We start from the raw sequence: 25,283 nt of genomic DNA, 5'->3' as shown, positions 1-25,283 counted from the left end.
CCGGGTGATCCCCCGCATCGCGTATTCCGGGGGATCTTCCCTGGACGCCCTCACTCACGCCCGGACATGATTTTCGCTGTCCGCTGGTCATGCTTCGGAGGGGGAAATTCGTGACGAGCAATACGAGCAGTATCGTACGCCAAGGTCGGAAGTTCGTTGTGTCGAGCGTATCCTCCGACGCGCATATGTGGAACCTGGTGTTTCTCCAACTTCTGCTGGAGGAGCACGGCGGAGAAGTGCGCAATCTGGGCGCCTGCGTGCCCGACGAGCTCATCATCGAGGAGTGCCGCAACGAGCGGCCGGACGTTCTGGTCATCAGTACGGTCAACGGACACGGGCACCTCGACGGGATCCGGCTCATCCGGAAGATACGCCAGGACGCCGAACTCGCGGACCTGCGTGTGGTCATCGGCGGGAAACTCGGCGTCCGGGGTTCGGAGAACATCGCCTTCGTCAAGGAACTCGTGACGGGCGGATTCGACGCGGTATTCGAGTCCGAGGCCGGACTCCAGGATTTCCAGGAATTCCTTTTCGGAGTGGAATCCGCCACCGAGTTGCCCGAGCTCTCGCCGCTGAGCGCCGCCGCATGAGCGCCGCCACCACGCCGGAGCGCCGCGGCCGAACGCTCGCCGAGGGGCGTACGACCGCTCCCGGGCCGAGTCGCAGCCGCTTCTCCGCGTTCGTCCGTACCGCCGCCGAGGCGGGCCGGCTCGTCGTGCAGCCGCGCATGGGCTTCGCCGAACTCCCCGTCATGCGGGAGGGGCTGAGCGGGGTGCGGGCTGCCCGGGCCACCGCCGTCGGCACCATCACCCTGGACAGCTACACCCGCGTCAACGACCACGACTCCGCAAGGCAGGCGCTGCGGACCGGCGCCGAACTCAACGGGTTCCCGCTGGTCGCGCACGGCCCGCGGGCCACCCGGCGGATGCTGGAGGGGCTGGCCGGAGCGGACTTCCCGATCCAGGTCAGGCACGGCTCGGCGCTGCCGTACCCCCTGTTCGAGGCGATGGTGGAGGCCGGGATCGACGCCACCGAGGGCGGTCCGGTCTCCTACTGCCTGCCCTACAGCCGGGTGCCGCTGGCCGAGGCCACCGACGCGTGGGCGCGCTGCTGCGAGCTGCTCGCCGCGCAGGACGAACAGATGCATCTGGAGAGCTTCGGCGGCTGCATGCTCGGGCAGTTGTGCCCGCCCAGTCTGCTGGTGGCGCTCAGTGTGCTGGAGGCGCTGTTCTTCCGGGAGCACGGTCTCGCCAGCATCTCCCTGAGCTACGCCCAGCAGACCAACCAGGCGCAGGACCTGGAGGCGCTGGCCGCGCTGCGCCGGCTGGCGGGGGAGCGGCTGGGGGCCACCGACTGGCACGTCGTCCTCTACACGTACATGGGCGTCTACCCGCGCACCCCGCTGGGCTCCTTCCGGATTCTGGAGGACAGCGCGCGGCTGGCGATGCTGAGCGGGACCGAGCGGCTGATCGTGAAGACCCCGGCGGAAGCGTTCCGCATTCCGACGGTCGCCGAGAACGTCGACGCGCTGGAGTTCGCGGCGGCCGTCGCCGCGGAGCACGCCGAGCCGGTGGCGGCGACCGAGACGGGCCTGTACGAGGAGGCCCGGATGCTGGTCGACAGCACCCTCGAACTGGCCCCGACGGTGGGCGGCGCGCTGGTGCGGGCCTTCGCCCGCGGCCACCTCGACGTGCCGTTCTGCCTGCACCAGGACAACGCCAACCTCTCCCGCGCGTACGTCGACCCGCACGGCCTGCTGCGCTGGGCGCGGCCCGGCTCCATGCCCCTGGCACCCGGGGACACCGAGTCCGCCCGGCCGCTGTCCGCCCAGAGCCTGATCGACATGCTCGCCTACAACGAGCGCCGCTTCGACCGTGAACAACTCGTCCGCGTCCGCCAGGGGAGCCTGACATGAGTACGGCGACCGAAACCAACAGGACGGTCCGCGGCAGGATCGATTCGCCAGTGGACGCGGCCACTTCGCCCGCGACCGCCCCCGCTCCGTTCCCGACCCTCGACGAGGTCCGCGGCCGCGGCGCCCTGCGGGCCGTGGTCAGCCGGGGGATCGTCGGACTGTCGCTGTGCGGGCCGGACGGGCGGTGGGCGGGGCTCGACGTCGACGTGGCCCGGGCCGTGGCGGCCGCGGTGCTCGGGGACGCGGAGGCCGTCGAGTGGGTGGCGTCCGACCCGGCCGAGCGGCTGGAGCGCCTGGTGGCGCGCGAGGCCGAGCTGACCGTGTGCAACCTGACCTGGACGATGGGGCGCGAGGCGGGGTGGCCGGTGCTGTTCGCCGGGGTCACCTGCTACGACGGCGAGGGCTTCCTGGTCCGCGGGGACAGCGGGATCGTCGATCCGGCGCAGCTCGCCGGAGCCCGGCTGGCCGTGCAGGCAGGCACCACCAGCGCCGCCAACCTGGCCGCCTGGTACGGCAGGAGGGGCCTCGCGGCCGTCGAACCCGTCGCCTTCGCCACGCCCGCCGAGACCCTGGCCGCGTACGCGAGCGGCGAGTGCGTCGCCTACGTACTGGACCGCACCGCCCTGGCGGGGGAGCGGGCCGCGCTGCCGGACCCGTGGAACCACCATGTGCTGGACACCTCGATCTCCCGGGAGCCGATGGGCGCCGCCGTTCGTGACGACGACCCGCACTGGTACCGGCTGTGCCGCTGGGTGCTGCAACTGCTGACCGCCGCCGAGCACCAGGTCGACGAGGCCGGCCCCGGCCACCGGGCCGAGGCGCTCGCCGAGGCCGCCCGGCTCGCCGGACCGCACGGCCCCGCGGTGGGCCTGGACGAGCAGTGGGCGGCCCGCGTCCTGGCCGCCGTCGGCACCTACGCCGACGTGTACGAACGCAATCTGGGCGGCGCCTGTGGGCTCGGCGTGCCGCGCGGACTCAACGAGCTGTGGACCCGGGGCGGCCTGCACTACGCCGTTCCCCTGCACTGACCGGCGGTCGGCCGGCAACCCGCCGGCCCGCCCCGCGCCCACCCCCGAAGTCTCCGAGGAGGGACCGTCCATGAGTACGGACCAACGTTCGAACAGCACCGAGCTGAAAGGAACAGTGGAACTGACGATCGCCATGGTGCTCTCGGGCACCATCGGCGTCTTCGTCGTCGAGTCCGGGGCATCCCCGTTCAACGTCGTCTTCTTCCGCTGTGTCTTCGGGGCGATCGCACTGGGCCTCTACTGCCTGGTGCGCGGCTTCTTCACCGACCACAACTTCACCCCGAGGAAGCTGGGCCTGGCCGCGCTCGGCGGCGTCTTCATCGTCTTCAACTGGGTCCTGCTGTTCTCGTCGTACAAGAACACCTCGATCTCGGTGGCCACCGTCGTCTACCACACCCAGCCGTTCTACGTGGCCCTGCTCGGCGTGCTGCTGTTCCGGGACAAGCTGACCCCCGCCAAGTTCGGCTGGCTGGTCGTCGCCTTCGGCGGACTGATCCTGACCGCCGGGGTCTCGCTCTCCGACTTCGAGAGCGGCGGCCACTCGGCCTACCTGGTCGGGCTCGGCCAGGCGCTGCTCGCGGCCCTCTTCTACGCGCTGTCCACCGTCATCACCAAGCGCGTCACCGGCGTCAGGCCGCACCTGGTGGCGCTGGTCCAGGTGACGCTCGGCATCCCGCTGCTGCTGCCCTTCGCCTCCTTCGGCGCCATGAAGGGCATGGGGCCGGCCTGGGGCTGGCTGGTCGGCCTCGGTCTGATCCACACCTGCCTGATGTACGTCCTCATGTACTCCTCCTACCAGAAGCTGCCCACCCCGAAGATCGCCGTCCTCGCCTTCATCTACCCGGCGGTCGCGATGCTCTGCGACTGGGCGGTCTACGGCCACCGCGTCAGCCTGGTCCAGGCACTCGGCATCCCGCTGATCGTCGCCGCCAGCCTCGGCGTGAACCTCGGCTGGACCTTCGGGCCGCGCCGCTCGGCCAGGTCCGAGGACACGTCCGGGGCCGAGAACGGGTCCGGGGCCGAGGCGGAGTCCGCCGCCCCGCGGACCGCCCCCGCCGGCCTTCCCGAGTCCGCGCCGGCCGACGCCGCACGCGCCGAGAAGCTCACGATCGGAGAGTCCCGATGACCACCGCAACGGCCACTGCCGCCTCCGCCCGCGCCGGCGGGCCCGGTCCGTCCCCCGCGCCCCGGGTGGCGATCGTCGGTGCCACCGGCGCCGTGGGCACCACCCTGATCGAGCTGATCGAACAGCGCGGGCTGCCCTACCGCGAGCTGTACCTGGTCGCCTCCTCCCGGTCCGCGGGCCGCGTGCTCACCGTCGGCGGCGAGGAGTACGAGGTCCAGGCGATCGAGGAGTTCGACTTCGCACAGGCCGACGTGGCCTTCTTCTCCGCCGGCACCTCGGTGAGCGAGAAGTGGGTGCCGATCGCCACCGCGGCGGGCACCGTCGTGATCGACAACACCATCGCCTTCCGCATGGACCCGGACTCCCCGCTGGTCGTACCGCAGGTCAACGCGCACGAACTGGACCGCCTCCCGAAGAGCGGCGTGATCGCCAACCCCAACTGCTCCACCATCCCCCTGGTCCGGCTGCTGCGCGGTGTCGAGGACCGCTGGGGCGTGCGGCACGCGGTGGTCAGCACCTACCAGGCCGCCTCCGGGCTCGGCTACTCCGGCATGGACGAGCTGCACGAGTCCAGCCGGGCCGCCCTCCAGGGCGCGGGCGCCGAGTTCGAACCGCGCAACTTCCAGCCCTCGCTCGCCTTCAACGTGATCCCGAAGATCGACCGCTTCCTGGACTCCGGGTTCACCCTGGAGGAGCAGAAGATGCTCCAGGAGTCCCGGAAGATCCTCGGCCTGCCGCACCTGGACGTCACCACGACCTGCGTGCGCGTCCCGGTCGCCAACTGCCACTCCGAGGCCGTCTACATCGAGTGCCACGAGCCGGTGGACCGGGCCGAGCTGATCGAGGTCCTCGGGTCCCTGCCCGAGGTCGTGGTCGACGACGCCCAGGACCCGAAGGCGTTCCCGACGCCGGCCGTCGTGGGCAGCTCGGACCTCGTGCACGTCGGGCGGGTCCGCATCACCCAGAGCAACCCGCGCGCGTTCTGGCTGTGGCTGGTCGCCGACAACCTCCGCATCGGCGCCGCCCTCAACGCCGTGCAGATCGCGGAGGAACTGGTGGAACGGGGCACGTTGTGACTGTCCCCTCCGTACTGAAGTTCGGCGGCTCCAGCTTCCGCACCCTGGCCGCGTACGGCACGCTGGCCGAGGCGCTGGGCCGCCGGGTCGACGAGGACGGCCGCAAGCTGGTCGTGGTGGTCAGTGGGCAGCCGGGCGAGACCGAGCAGTTCCGGGACCGGCTCAGCCGGGTCAACCCGCACCCCGAGGACGAGACGGTGGCCGGCCTGCTCACCCTCGCGGACACCGTCGGCGCCCAGCTGCTGGCCACCGCCCTGCACCGGGCGGGCCGCAGCGCCACCGTGCTCGCCGGGCACCAGCTCGGACTGGTCACCGACTCGGCGTTCATGTGGGCGCGTCTGGAGCACTCCGACCCGGAGCCGATCCGGGCCGCGCTGCGGGAGCACGACGTCGTGGTGGTGCCGGGCGGCCAGGCCGCGGACGCCCAGGGCCGGCCGACCTGGCTCGGCAAGAACAGCTCGGACCTGTCCGCGGTGGCGCTGGCCGCCGCGCTCGGCGCCCCGCAGTGCGAGATCCACTCGGACGTGGACGGCATCTACAGCACCGACCCGCACCTGGTCAGCGGCACCCGCCTGCTGAAGGAGGTGTCGTACGACATCGCCGCGATGATGTCGCTGTACGGGGCGAAGGTGCTGCACCGCCGATCCGTGCGGCTGGCGCAGAAGAGCAAGGTGGAGATCGTCTGCCGGCTCAACCGGGCGCCGTTCCGGGTGGGTTCGGTGATCGGCAGGCGGGGCGCGTCGGCCGCCGCGGTCGTCCTCAACCAGCGCTCCACGGCCCTGCGTTACGCCTCCGACCAGGACGCCGACCGGGCCTACGCCGCCTTCCACAGCGCCAACATCGACACCGTCCGGCTCACCACCGGGCCCCTCGTCGCGGTGATCGGCGGCTTTGTCGACCTGGACGAGTTCCAGCGCCGCAAGGGCCTGACCCCGGGCGCCGTGGCGGGAGTCCCGGTGACCGCGCTGCGCGGCAGCAAGGCGGCCACCCATGTCGCCGCGGACGAGGACGACGCGCTGCACCTGGCGCAGCGCCTGCACGACGTACTGCAGGACGCCGATGCGGAGTTCCCGGAGGCGTCCCCCGAATCCGAACGCGAACTGCTGGGAGTGTGAGAAGAGATGAGCATCCTCGCCGACCACGCGGAGGTGGCGCCGGCCGCCGTGCCGCAGACCTTCGCCCGGATCGCGCTGACAGACCGGGCGCGGGACCGACTGGGCGCGCAGCTCGCCGGGTTGGGCGAACCGGGCCTCGACATCGACCGGTCGATGACCCGCTACCTGCAGATCTTCGCAGGCCTGCCGACCGAGACCCTCCAGCAGATCCTCGACTTCGGCCGGCACGTCGACACGGCGGGCGTCGCACTGGTCGAGAACCTGCCGGTGGACGAACGGCTGCCCGACACCCCCGCGGACGGCGGCCCGAGCCGCGACAAGCCGTCCTTCGTCGCCGAGGGCGTGCTACTCGGGCTGAGCGGGCTGATCGGCGAGCCGATGGGCGTGCGCACCGAGAAGGCGGGACAGCTGGTCCACGACGTGATCCCCGTCCAGGGCGGCGCGCGGACCCAGACCAACGAGGGTTCGGAGGTCTTCCTCAACTTCCACAGCGACATCATGCACGACGAGATCGGCCGCTACGACATCGCCAACCCCGACTTCCTGGTGCTCAGTTGCCTGCGCGCGGACCACGAGGGCGTGGCCGCGACGCACTACGCCGACGCCCGGGACATCTCGGCCGCGCTCGCCCCCGAGACCCTGCAGACCCTGCGCTCCCCGCTGTTCCGGCTCAACGCGCCCGGCAGCTACACCCGCCGGGTGGCGGGCGGCCAGGACGTGCTCTCCGAGCCGGTGCCGCTGATCAGCGGCAGCGACGACTACCCGGAGATCGCCGTCTCGGCCAACGGCGTCCGCCCGCTGACCAGCGGCGCCCAGGCCGCCCTCGAACAGCTCCAGGAGGTCTGCGGGGCGGTGGCGCACGGGGTGCGACTGCGCCCGGGACAGGCGCTGCTCATCAACAACCGCAAGGGAGTTCACGCCCGCACCTCCTTCACCGCCCGCTACGACGGACGCGACCGGTGGCTGCAGCGCACCTATGTGCGGCGCAGCCTGTGGGGCATCCGCTACCGGGTCACGCCGGAGAACCGCCGGGTGCACTACTGACGGACGGCCGGCGCGGAGGGGACCCGCCGGCCGGAACAGATCAACTGCACGGGGAAGTGGTGAGTCGTGTCAGGCAGTCAGGTGCGAGAGGCAGCACAGGCACGGAAGGCGAAGGAGGTACGGGAGCAGGGACCGGGCCCCGGCCTCGCGTCCCTGGCGGCCCTGCTCGGCCAGGACGAGACCTGTGTGGACGTGTACCGGCTGGTGATCGCCGAACCCGGCTGGCCGCCGGACCGGATCGCCGGGCGGCTCGGCCTCACGGAAGGAGAGGTGCGCTCCGCGCTCGACCGGCTCGCCGGACTCTCCATGCTCTACCGGGCGGGCGCCTGCGACATCGCCGCCGTCAGCCCGGAGGTGGGCCTCGCCGCCCACATCCGGCGGCGCGAGTCCGAGATCCTGGCCCAGCAGCGTGAGTTGGCGGCCGTGGAGGCGTGCGCCGCCGAACTCACCGCGGTCTACGCCGCCCAGCGGGCCCGCCACGGCAACCAGGGCATGGAGCTCCTGGAGGGCGTGGGCGAGGTCCGGGCGTATCTGTCGGAGGTGGCCCGGAACGTCGACGGCGACCTCCGGGCGTTCCTGCCCGGCGGCCCACAGAGCCCCGAGGACCTGGAGGCGAGCCGCCCGCTGGACGAGTGGATGCTGCGCGCCGGGGTCCGGCTGCGCACCGTCTACCTGGACAGCGTCCGCAACGACCGCACCAGCACCGAGTACGCCCAGTGGCTCGCCCGGCTCGGCGGCGAGATACGGACGATCCCCTCGCTGCCGCTGCGCATGCTGATCGCCGACCGGTCCACCGCCCTGCTGCCGCTCGACCCGGAGGACAGCCGGGCCGGCGCGGTGGTCCTGCGCGCGCCCGGGGTGATCGACGCCCTGCTCGCCCTTTTCGACTTCGTCTGGGAACAGGCGGTGCCTTTCGAGACGGGCCGCCAGCCGGCCACCGAAGGGCCCTCGCAACAGGAATTGGAGCTGCTGAGACTGCTCGAACGCGGCCTCACCGACGAGGTGGCCGGCCGCAAACTGGGCCTTTCGCTGCGCACCACGCGCCGCATGATGTCCGGAATATGCTCCCGCCTGGGCGCCCGCAGCCGTTTCGAGGTGGGAGTTCTCGCGGAACGGGCGGGATGGCTGTGAACGGAAATGGACACTTGGCGCCATTGCAGCTTCGTGCCAGACGCCGTCCCTTGAAGGGGACCGGACGCCCCTGAGACCGTTTCCGAAAGGCCTTTTGAGAAGGCCGGGCGAAACCGCCTTCCGAACTCTCGTACCCGTGTTGTGAACCATGACCGGAAAGGGTCCATGTCCGTGAATCCTGGCGCGATTTCCAGCGAATCCCAGAATCGGCAGGCACCGCTCGACGAATCGCTCACCCTGCACGAGAACTTCGAGCGCGTCGCCCGGGCGTATCCGGAATCGGTCGCCGTCACCGACGCCCGCGGCGACCTCACCTACCGCGAGCTCGACGCCCGGGCCGACCGGCTCGCCGCCGTCCTGCGCGCGGCCGGTGCCGGCCGGGACCAGCGGGTGGGCCTGTGCGTGGAGCGGGGCCGCGACCTGATCGTGGGCCTGCTCGGCATCCTCAAGGCCGGCGCGGGCTATGTCCCCGTCGACCCGGCCTACCCGGCCGAGCGCCGGGACTTCGTCTTCGCCCGGTGCGACTCCGGCCTCGTCGTGACCGGCACGGACACCGCGGAGCTGGTCACCGGCGCGCGGGCCGTCCCCGTCGACGCCGAACCGGCCGAGGGCGTCGAGGCGTTGACCTCGGACACCGACTCCGAGGACCTCGCGTACGTGATCTTCACGTCCGGTTCCTCCGGCACCCCCAAGGGCGTGCAGATCGAACACCGCAACGTGGTGCGGCTGTTCACCGCCACCGCCGGGGTCTTCGGCTTCGACGAGAACGACGTGTGGGCCGGCTTCCACTCGGCCGCCTTCGACTTCTCCGTGTGGGAGATCTGGGGCGCCCTGCTGCACGGCGGCCGGCTCGTCGTCGTGCCCCGGGACACCGCCCGCGACCCGCGCGCCTTCCACGAGCTGCTGCGCCGCGAGCGGGTCACCGTCCTCAACCAGACGCCGTCCGCCTTCCGTAACTTCTCCAACGCCGACGCCCAGGCCGGTCCCGCCGCAGCCGGACTCGCCCTGCGCTACGTCGTGTTCGGCGGCGAGAAGCTGGACCACCGGATGCTCGCGCCCTGGGCCGAGCGGCACGGACTGGACAGCCCGGCCCTGATCAACATGTACGGCATCACCGAGACCACCGTCCATGTCACCTGGCGCCGCGTCCGGGAGGCCGACCTCGCCGCCGAGGGCCCGAGCCCGATCGGCGTGCCCATCTCCGACCTGCGCATCGACATCGTCGGCCCGGACGGGCGGTCCCTGCCGCCCGGCGAGGAGGGCGTCCTGCACGTCGCCGGCGCCGGACTCGCCCGCGGCTACCTCGACCACCCCGAGCTCACCGCCGAGCGCTTCTTCGAGCGCACCGCCGCCGACGGCACCACCGAGCGCTGGTACGACTCCGGCGACCTGGGTGTGCAGACCGGCCCCGGGGAGTACGCCTACGTCGGCCGCGCCGACCGCCAGCTGAAGATCCGCGGTTACCGCATCGAACCCGGCGAGATCGAGGCCCGCCTCAGGCAGCACCCGGCGGTCCGCGACGCCGTCGTCACCGCGGCCGACTTCGGCAGCGGCGACCCCCGCCTGGTCGCCTACCCGGTCACCGACGCCGAACCGGAGGCCCTGGTCGCCGAGTTGCGCGCCGAGGTCGCCCGCTCGCTGCCGTTCTACATGGCCCCGTCGACGTACCTGTGCATCGAGGAGATCCCGGTCACCGTCAACGGCAAGCTCGACCAGGCCGTCCTCGCCAAGCTGCTGGACGCCCGGCTCGCCGAGACCCGCGAGGCCACCGGCGACCCCGCGGCCGGCGCCGGGGACCCGGCCTCGCAGACGCTGCGGGCCATCTGGTCCGAGGTCCTCGGCGTGGAGGCGGTCAAGGACACCGACGAGTTCTTCGACCTCGGCGGGACCTCCTTCTCGCTGATCCACATGCTGCAGCTCGTCAACAACAGGTTCGGGCTCTCGCTGAACGTCTCGACCCTCAGCAAGGGCGCCAACATCGGCGTCCTCAGCGCCGCAGTCAACCGCCAGCTCACCACCGCTTCCCGCTAGGAGCACCGAGGATGACCTCCACCCTGCCCGAGACAGGCCAGCAGTTCGCGCTCTCCGAGGAGGAGCTCCGCCGCTTCCACCAGCAGGGCTTCATCGGCCCGTTCACCCTCTACGAGCCCGACGAGATGCGGGAGATCTGGCGCCGTACCCGCCTGGAGCTGCTCGACCGCTCCGACGCCGTCTACCCCACCGAGGACGCGGTCTCCGGCGCCACCAACATCGCCAACTACGACCGCCATCTGGACCACGACTTCCTCGCCTCGCACATCGGCCGGCGCGAGATCGTCGACCGGGTGGCGAGCATCCTCGGCCCGGACGTCATCTGCTGGCGCACCGAGTTCTTCCCCAAGCACCCGGGCGACGAGGGCACCGACTGGCACCAGGCCGACACCTTCGCCAACGCCTCCGGCAAGCCGCAGATCCTGTGGCCCGAGGACTCCGACTTCGGCGGCACCATCACCGTCTGGTCCGCCTTCACTGAGGCCACCCCGGACAACGGCTGCCTCCAGTTCATCCCCGGCACCCACCGGACGATGTTCTACGACGAGACGAAGAAGATGCACTACGACCCCGAGAAGATCAACTCGGTGGACAAGGACGGCGTCCGCCGCGGCTTCTTCGGCTACGACTACCGGGAACTGCAGAAGGACCCCGACTGGACGCCGGACGAGGACGCGGCCGTCGCGCAGATCATGGAGCCGGGCCAGTTCATCATCTTCTGGTCGACCCTGATGCACGCCTCCTACCCGCACCTCGGCAGGACCAACGACATGCGGATGGGCTTCGCCACCCGCTACGTCCCCTCCAGCGTGCACGTCTACCCGGACAGCGACCACATCGAGGAGTACGGCGGCCGGATCAGCCTGGAGAAGTACGGCTCCGTCCTGGTCAGCGGCGAGAACCACCGGCCCGACAACCGCATGGTCACCGAGACCACGCGCGGGAAGAAGTTCTGACGTGGCCGGCGCCGAGCACCCCGGCGGCACCAGCGGGCCGCAGGCACTGGCCGGGCTGCTGACCGTCCTCGACCAGGCCCAGCCGCTGCTGCGCGCGGCCGACACCGTGCTGCGGGTCTTCCCCGCCGACGAGGCGGAGGCCGCCGCCCTCGACGCGGGGGCGGTGGACCGCTGCAACGAGGCGCTGGCCCACCTCGGCGCCGCCCACGGGCTCACCGTGCCCCGCTTCACGGCGCCCGTCCCGGACGGCCCGTCCAGCCTGGAGGTCGCCCTCAGCAACCTCTGCGAGCTGGAGTTCGGCTCCTGGCGGCCGCTCGCGGAGAGCGCCGGGCCGTGGCCGGACGAGCCGGCGGGACACGTGCGCTCCGGCAGCGCGGCCCTGCCGGCCGCCCGCCGGGTGACGGCCGACGGGCTGCCCCCGTTCGAGACCTTCGCGGCCGGGGAGCCGGGCGCCGAGACCGTAGTCCTGGTGCCGCCCTGCGGGGTGCCGGCCGCCCTCTTCGCCCCCTGGCTGAACCGCCTCTCCGCGCGCCACCGGGTCGTCACCTACGAGAACCCGTACCTGTTCGGCGACTGGGCCGCCCAGCCCACCCCGAGCGGCGCGTTCTCCGAGGAGACCGCCCAGGCCACCGCCGTGGCGCAGGCGTACGGGGCGGAGCGCGTGCACCTGATCGGGGTCTGCGGCGGAGCCCCCGTCGCCCTGGCGGCGGCGGCCCGACTGGGCGCCCGTACCGCCTCGTTGACGATGCTCCACCCGGACCTCAACTTCGGCCCCGGCGTCACCCGCACCCCCTTCCAGACCCAGTTCCAGGGCCTGCTCGCGGGCGCGGGAAAGAGCCAGGACCGGGCCGGCGAGGTGCTCTCCATGTTCCTCGACCCCAACATGCTCTTCGGCGTACCGCCCCGCCTGGCCCCCTTCGTGCTCTACCCGTACGGCGACCTCGAACTGTTCCACCGCTACGCCAGGCTGAACGACGCGCTCATGGCCTACGACGCCCGGCAGGCCGCCTCGGCCGCCCCGTCCCGCACGCTGATCGTCACCAGCCGCACCGACCGCATGACCCACCCGGACACCGCCCGCCATCTGCACGAACTGGTGCCGGGCAGCACCCTGGAGGAGCGGCCCACCGGCAGCCACCACGACATCCTCGTCCCGGACGAGGAGATGTTCGCCACGATCCAGGGCTTCATCGACACGGCGACCGGCCTGCCCGGCACCGCGGCCCGCGAGCCCATGGCCGCCGGGAGTCCGCCGTGAGCCCCCCGACGGCGGACCCGCCGCCCGCCGAACGCGTCGTCGTGGTCACCCACGCCACCCTCTACGCCGGCCCCGGCGCGGTCCCCGCGCTGGGCGCCGCCGGGTTCACCGTGGTCTGCCACGACGAGAGCTTCACCGACGACGAGGCACGGGCCAAGTTCGAGGCCGGCCACGAGTCCGCGGTGGTGGCCTGCCCGGCCAGGACCCCCTCCGGCGCGGTGACCTGGGCGATCCGCCGCTACGGCCGGCTGGACGCGGTGATCAGCAACGACGTCTACCCCGGCAAGTACCTCCCGGTGGAACAGGCGGACGTGACCGAGCTGCGGGCCGCCGCCGAGGCGCTCCTGGTCGCCCCGGTCGCCGTGGTCGCCAAGGCGGCCGCCCAGATGAAACGGCAGGGCCACGGCCGTATCGTCCTGGTCACCTCCGCCGCCCCGGTCCGGCCCGAGCACGGCTTCTCCTACTACAGCTCGCTGCGCGCCGCGGCCTCCGCCTTCGCGCGCGCCGCGGCCCGTGAACTCGCCGCGCAGCACGTCACGGTGAACGCCGTCGCCCCCAACTTCCTGGAGAGCGAGACCTACTACCCCGAGGAGGCCTGGGGCACCGAGGACGGGCAGGAGCGGCTGCGCGGCCTGCTGCCCATCGGCCGCCTCGGCACCGCCCGCGAGATCGGCAACCTGATCGTCTTCCTCACCTCCGGCCGCGCCGACTTCGTGACCGGCGAGGTCGTCGGGTTCACCGGCGGCTGGGCCTGACCGCGCCGGCACCCCCGTATCCGTACCGCTTCCGTACCGCTCCTGTCGCCGAGCTCATCGGCGCCCGACCAGACACGAAAGGAAGTCGCGCTGTGAGTACGCGGCAGACGCCCCTCCTGGAGCCGGTGACCACCTCGGAGCCCAGCCTGGTGCAGCAGATCCTGCTGGACATCTGGCGCACCACGCTGGACCGAGATGTCACCGTCACCGACGACTTCTTCGAGACCGGCGGCGACTCGCTGCTCGCCCTGGTCACCATCGAGCAGATCAACCAGCGGCTGGGCTGGACCCTCAACATGGGCGACCTGCTGCGCTTCCGCAGCATCGCGGGGCTGACCTCCCACAAGGCGCAACCCCAGGCCGCCAACGGCGAACGCGCCGTCATCCGGATGAGCAACCAGGGCTCGCGCATTCCCATCGTCTTCCTGCACGCCGGCATCGGCATGGTCGACGGCTACGCGCCCCTGGTCCGCCTGCTGGGCGCCGACCGCGGCTGCTACGGCCTCCAGTCGCCGCTGCTGATGTCCACCGGCAACCGTGCCGTGCCCGACACCATGGAGGGCGTCGCCGAGCTCTACGCCGACCTGCTGGAGGACGAGTTCGGCGAGGACGAGTTCCACCTGGTCGGCGCCTGCGCCGGCGGGGCGATCGCCCTCGAACTGACCCGGCTGGCCGAGGAGCGCGGGCTCGGACTGCGCCGTACCGTCGCCATCGACGGCTACCTCGACGTGCACTCCACCGGCGAACCCGACGCGCAGGAACTCCTCTTCCAGTTCCGCGACGACATCATCCGCCTCTCCGGGGCCTCCGACGCCTTCCCCGACATCGCGCCGGCCGACCTCGACGAGGACACCGCGATCCGCGACGCCTCGGCGGCGATCTTCGGCGCGGCCAAGGCCGACGACCCGGCCGCCAACGCCTTCGCCCGCCGCATCCACGCGGCGCACTGCCTCCACGCCCGTGCCCTGACCGCGTACCGCCCCGAGCCCGTCGACACCGACCTGCTGCTCCTGCTGGCCAAGGACAACTTCACGGTGGACGACTGGCGTGCCGCGGTGCGCGGCGAACTGACCGCCGAGGTCATGGAGTCCGACTCCTACGGCATCAAGCTGTGCCAGACCGACGCCGGGACCCTCGCGGCCCGGATCGAAGACTTCGTGGGCGAGGAGTGACGTCATGAGCCACAGCAGCACCAATCCGTTCGAGGACGAGTCGGCCCAGTACCGCGTCCTGCTCAACGCCCGGGGCCAGTACTCGCTGTGGCCCGCCCGCACCGCCGTGCCCGCCGGCTGGGACACCGTGCACGGCCCCGCCGCGCGGGCCGCCTGCGTGGCCCACATCGACGCGCACTGGACCGACCTGGCGCCGGCGGGTCCGGCCCGACCGGCACCGGAGAGGGAATCCGTCTCATGACCGTCCAGCTGGAACACACCGGCAACGACACGGGCGACGAGGCCGAGCCGGCGGTGCCCTGGCCGGGCGGCCTCGTCGCGCGGTTCGAGGAGCAGGCCGCCGCCACCCCCGACGCCCCCGCCCTGGTGGCGGGCGAGGTCACGCTCACCTACCGGGAGGTCAACGAGCGGGCCAACCGGATCGCGCACCGGCTCATCGACCTGGGAATCGGCCCCGGGGACACCGTCGCCGTCGCCCTGCCCTCCTCGCCCGCGCTGGTGTGCGGGCTGCTCGGCACGCTCAAGTCCGGTGCCGCGTACCTGCCGTTGGACACCGGCTACCCGGCCGACCGGCTCGCCTACATGGTCGCCGACGCGGGCCCCCGCGCCCTGGTCGCCACCGCCGAGAGCGACGCGGGGCTGGAGGGCGTCGACGCCTCCCTGACCCGGCTCCACCTGTCGGACGCGGGAGCCGTCCAACCGCACGGCCAGGAGCCGTCCGTGCCGTCCGAAGGACCCGCGCCCGCCGACCCGGTGGGCCGTCTCACCGGGCTCGACCAGGCCGCGTACACGATCTACACCTCCGGCTCGACCGGCCGCCCCAAGGGCGTGGTCGTCACCCACCGCTCGCTCGCGAACTTCCTTGCCTTCATGGCCTCGCTGTGCGAAGTCGGCCCCGGCGACGTGGTGTTGTCCACCACCCCGGTCTCCTTCGACATCGCGGGTCTTGAGCTGCACCTGCCGCTGGCGGGCGGGGCCCTGCTGCACCTGGTGGAGCGGGACGTCACCCAGGACGGGCTCGCGCTGCGCGCCCGGCTCGCCTCCGCCCGGCCCACCCTGATCCAAGGGACCCCGGCCCTGTGGCAGTTGCTGCGCGAGGCCGGCTGGGATCCGCGGGAGGCGCCGGCCGGGACCCGGCTGCTGTGCGGCGGCGAGGCGCTGCCGCAGGACCTGGCCGACTTCCTGGCCGTGGACGGACACGCCGAGGTGTGGAACCTCTACGGGCCCACCGAGACCACCATCTGGTCGCTGCTCTCCCCGGTGCGCCCCGGCGAACCCGTCTCCATCGGAACCCCCCTGTGGAACACGGGCGTTCACGTCCTCGACGAGCTGCTCGCGCCCGCCGCCCCGGGCGAGACCGGCGAGCTGTACCTGTCCGGCGCCGGCCTGGCCCGCGGCTACCACCGCCGGCCCGCCCTGACCGCCGAGCGGTTCGTCGCCTGCCCGTTCGGCACCCCGGGCGAGCGCATGTACCGCACCGGCGATCTCGTACGCCAACGCGCGGACGGGACACTGGAGTTCGTCGGGCGGGTCGACGAGCAGGTCAAGATCCGCGGCTACCGCGTCGAACTCGGCGAGATCGAGGAGGCCCTGCGCCGGCTCCCCGACGTGGCCCAGGCCCGCGTGGTGGCCCGGGAGGAGACACCCGGAGTGCCGTACCTCGCGGGATACGTCGTCCCGGCCGCCGGCCGCACGCCCGAACCGGCCGCGCTGCGGGGCGCGTTGGGGGAGTGGCTGCCCGCGTACATGGTCCCCGCCGGGGTCATGGTGCTCGACCGCTTCCCGCTCACCCCCGCCGGCAAGGTCGACCGCAAGGCTCTGCCGCCCCTCGACTTCTCCCGCTCCCCGTCCTTCGGGCGCGCCCCGGAGACCGAACGGGAACGGGCCGTGGCCGCGCTTTTCTGCGAGGTGCTGGGCCTCGACGGCGTGGACGTCGACAGCGGCTTCTTCGACCTCGGCGGCAACTCCCTGCTCGCCACCCGCCTGGTGGCCCGCATCCGCGCCGGACTCGCCGCCGAACTCCCCATCCGCGCGGTCTTCGAGGACCGTACGGTCGCCGCCCTCGCCCGCCGCCTCGACGGCGCCGGCACGGCACGGCCCGCCCCGCGCCGGATGGACCGACCCGAGCACATCCCGCTCTCCTACGCCCAGCAGCGCCTGTGGTTCCTGCACCGCCTGGAGGGCCCCAGCGCCACCTACAACCTGCCCATAGCCGTCCGCCTGACCGGCGAACCGGACCTTCCCGCTCTGCGCTCGGCCGTACGGCACCTGGTCGCCCGGCACGAGAGCCTGCGCACGTACTTCGCCGACGGGCCGCACGGCGCCGAGCAGATCGTGGTGCCCGCCGAGCAGGCGGCCGTCGACCTCACCGTCCACGAGGTGAGCCCCGAGGAACTGCCCGCCGCCCTGGACCGGGCCGCCGGCCACCTCTTCGACCTGGCCGCCGAGATCCCGGCCCGCTTCGACCTGTTCCGCACCGGCGAGGACACCCACGTCCTGCTCCTGTGCATCCACCACATCGCCAGCGACGGCTGGTCCCTGGCCCCCCTGGTCCGAGACCTCTGCGACGCGTACACCACCCACCTCACCCTCGCGGGCGAGGAGTCCGACTGCCCCGCTCCGGACGTGGGTTACGTCGACTACACGCTCTGGCAGCGGGAGGTGCTCGGCTCGCCGGACGATCCGGGCAGTGCCATGTCGCGGCAGCTCGGCTACTGGCGGGAGCGGCTTGCGGGGGCGCCCGAGTTGCTCGACCTGCCCGTCGACCGGCCCCGGCCCGCCGAGGCCGGTTACCGGGGTGACGTCGTCCCCTTCGAGGTGCCGGCCGAGCTGACCGACCGGCTGCTCGACCTCGCCCGGCAGGAGCGGGTCAGCCTCTTCATGGTCCTCCAGGCCGCTCTCGCCACCCTGCTGACCAAGCTCGGCACGGGCACCGACATCCCGCTCGGCAGCCCGCTGGCCGGCCGCGCCGACAGTGCCCTCGACGACCTCGTCGGCTTCTTCGTCAACACCCTGGTGCTGCGCACCGACACCTCCGGCAACCCTTCCTTCACCGGTCTCCTGGACCGCGTCAAGGCCTCCAACCTCGCCGCCTACGACCACCAGGACCTGCCCTTCGAGTACCTGGTGGAGGTCCTGAACCCGGCCCGTACGACCAGCCACCACCCGCTCTTCCAGGTGATGCTGGTGCTGCAGAACAACGTGGCCCCCGACTGGCGTCTGCCCGGCCTCACCGCCGAGCACGAGACGGTGCCCACCCACACCTCCAAGTTCGACCTGACCTTCGAACTCACCGAGCGTTTCGACGCGGCGGGCCGACCGGACGGCCTGCGCGGCGAGGTCGAGTACGCCACCGACCTGTTCGACCGGGCCACCGCCGCCGTGTTCGCCGAACGGCTGCTGCGCGTCCTGGAGGCCGTCGCCGACGACCCGCGCCGGACCCTGGACTCCGTGGACGTCCTCGGCGAGCACGAGCGCGCCATGATCCTCGGCGACTGGAACGACACCGCCGTCGACCTCCCCGGCGCCACCTACCCCGACCTGCTCGCCGCGCAGGTCGCCCGCACCCCGGACGCCGTGGCCCTGGTCCACGAGGACACCGAGCTCACCTTCGCCGAACTCGACCGCCGCTCCAGCCGCATCGCCCACTGGCTGATCGCCCAGGGCGTGGGCCGGGACGACGTGGTCGGGCTCTCGCTGCGCCGCTCCCCGGAGCTGCTCTGCGCCCTCCTCGGCATCCTCAAGGCCGGCGGCGTCTACCTCCCGCTCGACCCGGACTACCCGCCCGAGCGGCTCGGCTTCATGGTCGAGGACACCCGCCCCGCCCTCCTGCTCACCACGGGCGAGGTCGCCGCCCGGCTGCCCGAGGCCGCTCGCGCAGTCCCCCGCCTGGAGTGCGACGACCCGGCCGCCCGCGCCGCCCTCGCCCGGATGCCCGCCACCGCCCCCACGGACGCCGACCGCCGCGCCCCGCTGCGCCTCGACGACCTCGCCTACGTCATCTACACCTCCGGCTCGACCGGCCGCCCCAAGGGCGTCGCCGTCACCCACCGGGGCATCCCCAACCTGGCCCGCGGCTACCTGGACCGCTTCCGCCTCGACGGCTCCTCGCGCTTCCTGCAGTTCTCCTCGATCAACTTCGACCCCACGTTCTGCGAGATGTGCTGCACCCTGCTCGCCGGCGCGACGGTGATCCTCACCTCGCCCGACGAACTGCTCTCCCCGGACAGGCAGCGCGCGCTCGTCGCCCGCCACCGCCCCACCCACATCACCTTCTCGCCGACCATCCTCGGCGGCATGGCCGAGGACGCCCTCGCCTCCGTGGACAACCTGATGGTCGCCGGCGAGGCCTGCCCGCCCGCGCTCGCCGCCAAGTGGTCCCGCGGCCGCCGCATGATCAACGCGTACGGGCCCACCGAGGCCACCGTCGACGCCCTGTACTGGGAGTGCGGCAGCGCCGGCGAGGGCTACGAGGACGACTCCGTCCCGGTGGGCCGCCCGCTGCCCAACACCCGCGTGCACATCCTGGACGCGGCCCTGCGCCCCGTCGCCCCCGGCGTCGTGGGCGAGCTCTACATCAGCGGTGCCGGACTCGCGCGCGGCTACCTCAACCGGCCGGGACTGACCGCGGAACGCTTCGTGGCCTGCCCGTTCGGCCCCGAGGGCGCCCGGATGTACCGCACCGGCGACCTCGCCCGCTGGCGACCCGGCGGAGTCGTCGACTTCGTGGGCCGCGCCGACGACCAGGTCAAGATCCGCGGCATGCGCGTGGAGCCCGGCGAGATCGAGGCGGTCCTCGATGCCCACGCGGGCGTCGCCCAGTCCGTGGTCGTCGTCCGCGAGGACACCCCCGGACACCAGCAGCTCATCGGCTACGTCGTGCCCGACACCACCGCCGGCGGGCCCGACGGCGCCGACGACATCGAGCACGTCGACAAGTGGCAGGAGATCCACGAACAGGGCTACAGCGAACAGGAGGACCTGGGCGGGGAGGGCGACTTCACCGGCTGGAACAGCAGCTACGACAACGAGCCCATCCCCCTCGACCACATGCGGGAGTGGCAGGCCGCCACGGTCGACCGCATCCTGGAACCGGCCCCGCGCCGGGTCCTGGAGATCGGCGTCGGCTCCGGGCTGATCCTCTACCAGGTCGCCCCGCACGTTGACGCGTACACCGGCATCGACTTCTCGCCCTCGCTGATCCAGACCCTCGGCGCGGGCGTCGACCGCACCGAACTGCGCGACCGGGTGACCCTGCACAGCCTCGCCGCCCACGAGGTCGGCGAACTCGCCGGGACCTCCTACGACACGATCGTCGTCAACTCGGTGGCGCAGTACTTCCCCAGCGTCCGTTACCTGATCGACGTACTGCGCGCGGCCATGGAGCTGCTGGAGCCCGGCGGCCGGATCTTCCTCGGCGACATCCGCAACCTGCGGCTGCTGCGCACCTTCCTCACCGCGATCACCCTGCACGGCGGCGCGCACGCCGGTGAAACCCTCGCCGCGGTCCGGGACATGGTGGCCCACCAGGGGGACCTGGAGAGCGAACTCCTCCTCGACCCGGCCTTCTTCGCCCGTGTCGGCGAGGCGGTCCCCGGCGTCGCGGGCGTCGACATCCGCCTCAAACGCGGTCTGCTGAGCAACGAACTCACCGACTACCGTTACGAGGTGGTGTTGCACAAGCAGGGGGCCCGGCCGCTGTCGCTGGCCGGGGCGCGCAGGACCGCGTGGTCCGAGGCCGCGGGCCTCGACGCCGTGCGCGCCGAACTCGCCGACGGACGGCCGGGGTTGCTGCGTGTCACCGGCATCCCCAACCGCCGGGTGGCCGCCGAGGTGGCCATCGCCCGGCGCGTGGCCTCCGGCGCGGCGACGCTCGTACGGGACGCCGACGCCCACCCCCGCAACCGTCCCGGCGTCTGCCCCGAGGAACTCGCCGAGTTCGCCGCCGAGCTGGGCTACACGGTGCACGCCACGTGGACCGGCGCACCGGGGGAGTCCGAGGACCGCTTCGACGCGGTGTTCCTGGCCCCGGAGGAGGCGGCGCGGGCGGCACGGTCGGGCCTCGCGGACGTCTACGCGGCCGCGGACGCCGACGCCGCCGGTCTTCCGCTCCACCAGCTCGGCAACGACCCCCAGGCCGTGGACCACGCCCGCCGGCTGGGGCAGGAGCTGCGGCGGCACGCGGCCCGGCGCCTGCCCGACCACATGGTCCCCGCGGCCGTCGTCGTCCTCGACCGGCTGCCGCTCACCCCCAACGGCAAGCTCGACACCCGCAACCTGCCCGCGCCGGACTTCACCTCCCGCGCGGTACGCCCGCCCCGGACCCCTCAGGAGGTCACCCTGGCGCGGCTGTTCGCGGAGGTGCTCGGTCTGGACGCGGTCGGTGTGGACGACCGCTTCTTCGACCTCGGCGGCGACAGCATCCGCTCCATCCAACTGGTCAGCCGGGCGCGCGCGGAGGGCTTCCTGATCAGCCCCCGTGACGTCTTCCGCGACCAGACGGTCGAGGCGCTCGTCGCCCGCGCCGCCGAGGCCGCCGAGGCCCACGACCCGACGGCGGTGGCCGCCGGTGAACTGGACGACTGGCTCAGGATCCTTCAGACCCCGGACCCGGCGTACCCGCGGCTCACGGACGCCGAGGGTCCGGACACCGAGGGCCGGGGTCTGCTGGAGCGCACGGTCACCGGCGTTCTCGCCGAGGCCCTGACCGGCGGCCTCCCGGCGATGTTCCGCTGCGGTCCCGAGCACATCGCGCTCGCCGCGCTCGCGCCCGCGCTCATCGAGTGGCGCCTCACCCGCGTCGCCGACGTCCGCTCGGCGCTGCGCATCGACATCGCCACCGGCGTGAGCGGGGCCGTGCACCCGGTGCGGCTCACCCCGGGCCTCGCGGACCTCGGCAAGGCCCTGGCCGATCCGAGGTCGCTGGCCCGAGCGGTCAAGCGGGTCAAGGAGCAGATCCGTTCGGTGCCGTCCGGCGGCGCCAACTACCCGATCCTGCGGGCCGGTTCGGAGACCGGCCCGCACCTCGCCCCGTACGACGACGCGCAGGTCCTGTTCCGTTTCCTGCCGGCGGAGTCCGCCGACGAGCGTGAGGACGCGGCCGGCGGTCACGTCCTCGCCGTGGACGTCCGCCCCGCCGCCGACGGCACGTCCGTCACCGTCCGCTGGCACTGGGACCGCACCCGGTTCGACGTGGCTGCGGTCGGTGCGCTCGCCGACCGCTGGGCCGAACTGCTGTCCGGCCTCGGCGGCCTCACCGCGCACCCGGAACTCGGCGGCCTGACCCCCTCCGACGTCGGCCTGGTCGCCCTCAAGCAGTCCGCGCTGGGCGCCCTCGAATCCGCCCACCCCGGCCTCGCGGACGTACTGCCGGTCACCCCGCTCCAGCAGGGCCTCGTCCTGCACGCGGACGGCCTCCCCGAGGGGCCGGACCCGTACCAGGGCCAGAGCCTCTTCGACCTGGACGGGCCGCTGGACGCCGAACGCCTGCGGGAGGCCGTGCGCGCCCTGCTGATGCGGCACGACAACCTCCGCGCCGGCTTCGTCCACCGCGGCCTGGAGACACCCGTGCAGGTGGTCACGGACCGGGTGGAGGTGCCGTGGAGCGAGCACGACCTGTCCGGGCTGACGCCCGCCGTGCAGGAGGAGCGGGAGGCGGCCGTCCTCGCCGAGGACAAGGCGCTCCGCTTCGACCTCACCGCCCCGCCGCTGCTGCGCTTCACCCTGCTGCGGTACTCCGCCACCCGGCACCGGCTGCTCGTCGCCGATCACCACATCCTCCTCGACGGCTGGTCCACCCCCCTGGTCTGGGACGAGCTGTTCGCCCTCTACCGGGGTGAGGACCCCGGGCCGGTCACCCCCTTCCGGGAGTACCTGGCCTGGCTGGCGCGGCAGGACCGGACGGCGGCCGCCGAGGCCTGGCGCGGCTTCCTCGCCGGGGCGCCGGTCCCGACCAGGGCCGGTGACGCCGAACCCGAGCCCGGTGTGCTGCCGTCCACCACGGACCTGCTGCTCTCCGAGGAGCTAACCGCCTCTCTGGTACGCGCCGCGGCCCGCGCCTCGGTCACCCTCAACACCGCGCTGCAGACCGCCTGGGGCCTGCTCCTCGGCCGCCTCACCGGCCGCGACGACGTGCTGTTCGGCACGACCGTCTCGGAGCGCCCGGCGGAGATCGCCGGCATCGAGAACATGGTCGGCCTGCTGATCAACACCGTGCCCGCGCGGGTGCGCCGCGTCCCCGGCGAGCCGGCCACGGCGACCCTGGCACGGGTGCAGGAGGAGCAGCTGGAGATGTACCCGCACCGGCACCTGGGCCTGAGCGAGGTGCAGCGGCTGATCGGCTCCGGCGAACTCTTCGACACGTACTACGTGTTCCAGAACTACCCGGACTCGCCGGACCGGGACGGCGGGGCCGAAGGGCCGGACACGCTGCGCGTCACCGAGCGCACGCAGAGCGCCAAGGGCGTCTCGCACTACCCGTTGGGCATCACCGTGATGCCGGGCGAGCGGATCGAGATCATCTTCGGCCACCACCCCGGGCTCTTCGACGAGGCCCGGATCGAGGAGATCAAGAAGTCCTTCGTGGACGTCCTGGAGACGCTCGCGGCAGACCGCTCCGACGGCACCACCACTGACACACCCCCACGGGAAGGCCTCTCATGAAAGACCTGCTGACGATGGTGCGAGGCCTGCCGCCCGCCGTTCGCATCCTGCTGCTGTGCGCCACGGCCCGCTCACTGAGCTTCTTCGCCGTCCTCGCCTACATGCCGATCTTCCTGCACGACCCGGTCGGCATGAACGGCGCGACCATCGGCTACGTCCTGGGCGCCTGCCTCCTGGTGGGGACCGTCGCCAGCGTCTACGGCGGCTATCTCGCCGACCGGTTCACCAAGGTCGACCTGATGATCGGCCTGGACGGCGTGCTCGTCCTCGTCTACCTCGCGCTGCCCGCCATCCACCAGCCGCTCGCGGTGCTCGCCGTGCTCCTGGTGGCGAACACCGCCTCCTCCTCCATGGGTGTCACCGCCAACGCACTGCTCGCCGAACTGGTGCCCTCGGAGCAACGGGCGAAGGTGTTCTCGCTGCGGTACTCGCTGCAGAACATCGGCGCCGCCGTGGGCCCGTTCCTGGGCGTCGCGTCCGTCGCCGCGAGCAGCGGCGGGCCGTTCCTGCTGGCGGCGGCCATCATCGTCGCCGCGCTCCTCCCGCTGATCGTCTTCCGCCGCCACTTCGTGGTCTTCGCGGCGAACGGGCCCGCGGAGCCGGAGGGTTCCGCGGAATCCTCGGCCGCGTCGGACTCGGACAAGTCCGCGGAGTCCTTCCGCGCGGTGCTGAAGGTGATGCGGGGCGACCGCGCGCTGACCTGGTTCACCCTGGGCGGCATCTTCAGCATCGTGGTCTACGGCCCGCTGCTGACCTTCATGTCCCAGTACCTGGTCCTGGTGGAGAGCCGCGACACCGCCTACCGGCTGGTCGCCTACATCTCCGCGGCCAACGCGATCGTGGTGATCTCCACCCAGTACCTGGTGGGCAGCCGACTCAAGGACAACACCCTGATGCGCTGGCTGACCTGGGGCACCGGCGCCTTCGTGGTCGGCCTGGTCGCCATGTCGCTGTCGACCCAGGCCGCGCTGCTGGTCGCCGCCGTCGCCCTGTTCACCCTCGGCGAGGTGATCGTGGTGCCCGCCGAGTACATGTTCATCGACTCCATCGCACCGGACGGGCTGCGCGGCAGCTACTTCGGCGCCCAGAACCTCGTCCACATCGGGGTGGCGGTCGGCCCGGTCGTCTGCGGTTTCCTGCTCCAGCACTTCGCCCCGGCGATCATGTTCTACGCGCTCGTCGCCATCGTGATCGCCGGCTGGTGGTTCTACGTCATCGGCTGCCGGGCGGCGGCCTCGGCCGTGCCCGCCATCGGGAAGGTCGGGAAGGCGGTGAGTGAGGTATGAGTTTCTCCGAGATCGCCGAGCGTACCTACTGCCCGTTCGCACGGGCATCGAAAATGGGGCCGCCCGTCACCATCAGGACCAAAGAATTCGAAAAGGAACTGCACGAGCACGGGGACGTCATCGCGGAATTCTTCCGCACCGCCCGGGAGAACGCGTACGACGGTATGGTCATCACCTTCGAGGACCCCTCGGCCGGAAACACCCTGGACGCCCTGGTCGACCTCACCCGCCGTTTCTACACGACACTCGACGAGCTCTACCCGGGCGTCTATCTCCAGGACGACCCGCACCCCGACGAGACCTGGTACGCGATGATCGAGGGGGAGCAGTTCTTCGTGGTCTCCTTCGCTCCCTGCTACCCGGAGCACTCGCCCCGCCACACCCACGGCGACCCGCGCACCTACGTCCTGCTCCAGCCCGCCAGCACCTTCGAACGGAACGCGGCGGCCATCGACCGGCGCCGGGAACGCATCCACCGCGCCTTCACCGCGGTCGGCAAGCCGTACGACGCCGCCCTGGCCAACGTACGCAACGACATGTTCAAGGCGGTCATGCCCATCGACCCGATCGACCGGCACATCCCCTGGTGGGACGAGTCCTGGCGGGACCCGCGGCAGCGGGGCGAGGGCGCCGTGACGGCCGTAAAGGACAGGCGGCGGGGCACCGACAGGGCGCAGGATGGAGGGGACGGGGCCCAAGTGCCGCGCCCGGCCGCCTGAGGCCCGTAGA

The 25,283-nt window shown here is 72.4% G+C and carries 17 protein-coding genes; all 17 read left to right on the top strand.

The features are described from left to right. The first annotated feature begins 110 nt into the window (after nucleotides 1-110). The 17 genes from ACIRVK_RS06130 (at nucleotide 111) to ACIRVK_RS06050 (ending at nucleotide 25,273) form a co-directional block, all read left to right on the top strand. Nucleotides 111-590, top strand: a complete 480-nt coding sequence (locus ACIRVK_RS06130; RefSeq protein WP_404244211.1) for a cobalamin B12-binding domain-containing protein — start codon at nucleotides 111-113, stop codon at nucleotides 588-590. Beyond that, nucleotides 587-1,915 carry a methylaspartate mutase gene (locus ACIRVK_RS06125; protein WP_404244210.1) on the top strand — a complete coding sequence of 443 codons (1,329 nt, stop codon included), beginning with the start codon at nucleotides 587-589 and terminating at the stop codon, nucleotides 1,913-1,915. The genes ACIRVK_RS06130 and ACIRVK_RS06125 overlap by 4 nt, the downstream gene beginning before the upstream one ends. Next, on the top strand, nucleotides 1,912-2,943 hold the full coding sequence (locus ACIRVK_RS06120) for a transporter substrate-binding domain-containing protein (RefSeq protein WP_404244209.1): 1,032 nt from the start codon (nucleotides 1,912-1,914) through the stop codon (nucleotides 2,941-2,943). Before ACIRVK_RS06125 ends, ACIRVK_RS06120 begins: the two co-directional genes overlap by 4 nt. Before the next feature lie 70 nt (nucleotides 2,944-3,013). Continuing rightward, nucleotides 3,014-4,069 (top strand): DMT family transporter, encoded by a 1,056-nt coding sequence (locus ACIRVK_RS06115; protein ID WP_404244208.1) that lies wholly within the window; start codon nucleotides 3,014-3,016, stop codon nucleotides 4,067-4,069. Beyond that, nucleotides 4,066-5,145: an aspartate-semialdehyde dehydrogenase gene (locus tag ACIRVK_RS06110; RefSeq protein WP_404244207.1), complete on the top strand. Its 1,080-nt coding sequence runs from the start codon at nucleotides 4,066-4,068 to the stop codon at nucleotides 5,143-5,145. Before ACIRVK_RS06115 ends, ACIRVK_RS06110 begins: the two co-directional genes overlap by 4 nt. Then, nucleotides 5,142-6,260: an aspartate kinase gene (locus tag ACIRVK_RS06105; protein ID WP_404244205.1), complete on the top strand. Its 1,119-nt coding sequence runs from the start codon at nucleotides 5,142-5,144 to the stop codon at nucleotides 6,258-6,260. Before ACIRVK_RS06110 ends, ACIRVK_RS06105 begins: the two co-directional genes overlap by 4 nt. A 6-nt stretch (nucleotides 6,261-6,266) precedes the next feature. Continuing rightward, a complete protein-coding gene (locus tag ACIRVK_RS06100; RefSeq protein WP_404244204.1) occupies nucleotides 6,267-7,304 on the top strand; it encodes a TauD/TfdA family dioxygenase in 1,038 nt (345 codons plus the stop codon). A gap of 81 nt (nucleotides 7,305-7,385) precedes the next feature. Then, nucleotides 7,386-8,435, top strand: a complete 1,050-nt coding sequence (locus tag ACIRVK_RS06095; protein WP_404244203.1) for a TrmB family transcriptional regulator — start codon at nucleotides 7,386-7,388, stop codon at nucleotides 8,433-8,435. A 165-nt stretch (nucleotides 8,436-8,600) separates the two neighbouring features. Continuing rightward, a complete protein-coding gene (locus ACIRVK_RS06090) occupies nucleotides 8,601-10,466 on the top strand; it encodes an amino acid adenylation domain-containing protein (protein ID WP_404244202.1) in 1,866 nt (621 codons plus the stop codon). Between the two features lie 11 nt (nucleotides 10,467-10,477). Then, nucleotides 10,478-11,422, top strand: coding sequence for a chlorinating enzyme (locus ACIRVK_RS06085; protein ID WP_404244201.1), 945 nt, complete (start codon nucleotides 10,478-10,480; stop codon nucleotides 11,420-11,422). A gap of 1 nt (nucleotide 11,423) precedes the next feature. Then, entirely contained in the window at nucleotides 11,424-12,680 is a 1,257-nt protein-coding gene (locus ACIRVK_RS06080; RefSeq protein WP_404244200.1) for an alpha/beta fold hydrolase, read from the top strand. Next, nucleotides 12,677-13,435: an SDR family oxidoreductase gene (locus ACIRVK_RS06075; protein WP_404244199.1), complete on the top strand. Its 759-nt coding sequence runs from the start codon at nucleotides 12,677-12,679 to the stop codon at nucleotides 13,433-13,435. Before ACIRVK_RS06080 ends, ACIRVK_RS06075 begins: the two co-directional genes overlap by 4 nt. A 92-nt stretch (nucleotides 13,436-13,527) precedes the next feature. Continuing rightward, nucleotides 13,528-14,607 (top strand): alpha/beta fold hydrolase, encoded by a 1,080-nt coding sequence (locus ACIRVK_RS06070; protein ID WP_404244198.1) that lies wholly within the window; start codon nucleotides 13,528-13,530, stop codon nucleotides 14,605-14,607. A gap of 4 nt (nucleotides 14,608-14,611) precedes the next feature. Then, nucleotides 14,612-14,848, top strand: coding sequence for an MbtH family protein (locus tag ACIRVK_RS06065; protein ID WP_404244197.1), 237 nt, complete (start codon nucleotides 14,612-14,614; stop codon nucleotides 14,846-14,848). Beyond that, complete coding sequence (locus tag ACIRVK_RS06060) at nucleotides 14,845-23,268, top strand: amino acid adenylation domain-containing protein (RefSeq protein WP_404244196.1); 8,424 nt, start codon at nucleotides 14,845-14,847, stop codon at nucleotides 23,266-23,268. The genes ACIRVK_RS06065 and ACIRVK_RS06060 overlap by 4 nt, the downstream gene beginning before the upstream one ends. Further along, nucleotides 23,265-24,554 carry an MFS transporter gene (locus ACIRVK_RS06055; protein WP_404244195.1) on the top strand — a complete coding sequence of 430 codons (1,290 nt, stop codon included), beginning with the start codon at nucleotides 23,265-23,267 and terminating at the stop codon, nucleotides 24,552-24,554. Before ACIRVK_RS06060 ends, ACIRVK_RS06055 begins: the two co-directional genes overlap by 4 nt. Further along, the gene (locus ACIRVK_RS06050) at nucleotides 24,551-25,273 is read left to right on the top strand and encodes a hypothetical protein (protein WP_404244194.1); all 723 of its coding nucleotides are present in this window, start codon (nucleotides 24,551-24,553) and stop codon (nucleotides 25,271-25,273) included. Before ACIRVK_RS06055 ends, ACIRVK_RS06050 begins: the two co-directional genes overlap by 4 nt. The last annotated feature ends 10 nt before the right edge of the window (nucleotides 25,274-25,283 follow it).

Source organism: Streptomyces sp. NPDC101152 (assembly GCF_044768275.1).
Lineage (GTDB): Bacteria > Actinomycetota > Actinomycetes > Streptomycetales > Streptomycetaceae > Streptomyces.
Note: the sequence above shows the minus strand (reverse complement) of the source record. Positions and strands in the feature narration are given on the sequence as shown.

Excerpts from the sequence above, each read along its gene's own strand:
- ACIRVK_RS06125 (WP_404244210.1), top strand. The coding sequence starts at position 587 with ATGAGCGCCGCCACCACGCCGGAGCGCCGCGGCCGAACGCTCGCCGAG.
- ACIRVK_RS06120 (WP_404244209.1), top strand. The coding sequence starts at position 1,912 with ATGAGTACGGCGACCGAAACCAACAGGACGGTCCGCGGCAGGATCGAT.
- ACIRVK_RS06115 (WP_404244208.1), top strand. The coding sequence starts at position 3,014 with ATGAGTACGGACCAACGTTCGAACAGCACCGAGCTGAAAGGAACAGTG.
- ACIRVK_RS06110 (WP_404244207.1), top strand. The coding sequence starts at position 4,066 with ATGACCACCGCAACGGCCACTGCCGCCTCCGCCCGCGCCGGCGGGCCC.
- ACIRVK_RS06100 (WP_404244204.1), top strand. The coding sequence starts at position 6,267 with ATGAGCATCCTCGCCGACCACGCGGAGGTGGCGCCGGCCGCCGTGCCG.
- ACIRVK_RS06090 (WP_404244202.1), top strand. The coding sequence starts at position 8,601 with ATGTCCGTGAATCCTGGCGCGATTTCCAGCGAATCCCAGAATCGGCAG.
- ACIRVK_RS06085 (WP_404244201.1), top strand. The coding sequence starts at position 10,478 with ATGACCTCCACCCTGCCCGAGACAGGCCAGCAGTTCGCGCTCTCCGAG.
- ACIRVK_RS06065 (WP_404244197.1), top strand. The coding sequence starts at position 14,612 with ATGAGCCACAGCAGCACCAATCCGTTCGAGGACGAGTCGGCCCAGTAC.
- ACIRVK_RS06060 (WP_404244196.1), top strand. The coding sequence starts at position 14,845 with ATGACCGTCCAGCTGGAACACACCGGCAACGACACGGGCGACGAGGCC.
- ACIRVK_RS06055 (WP_404244195.1), top strand. The coding sequence starts at position 23,265 with ATGAAAGACCTGCTGACGATGGTGCGAGGCCTGCCGCCCGCCGTTCGC.
- ACIRVK_RS06050 (WP_404244194.1), top strand. The coding sequence starts at position 24,551 with ATGAGTTTCTCCGAGATCGCCGAGCGTACCTACTGCCCGTTCGCACGG.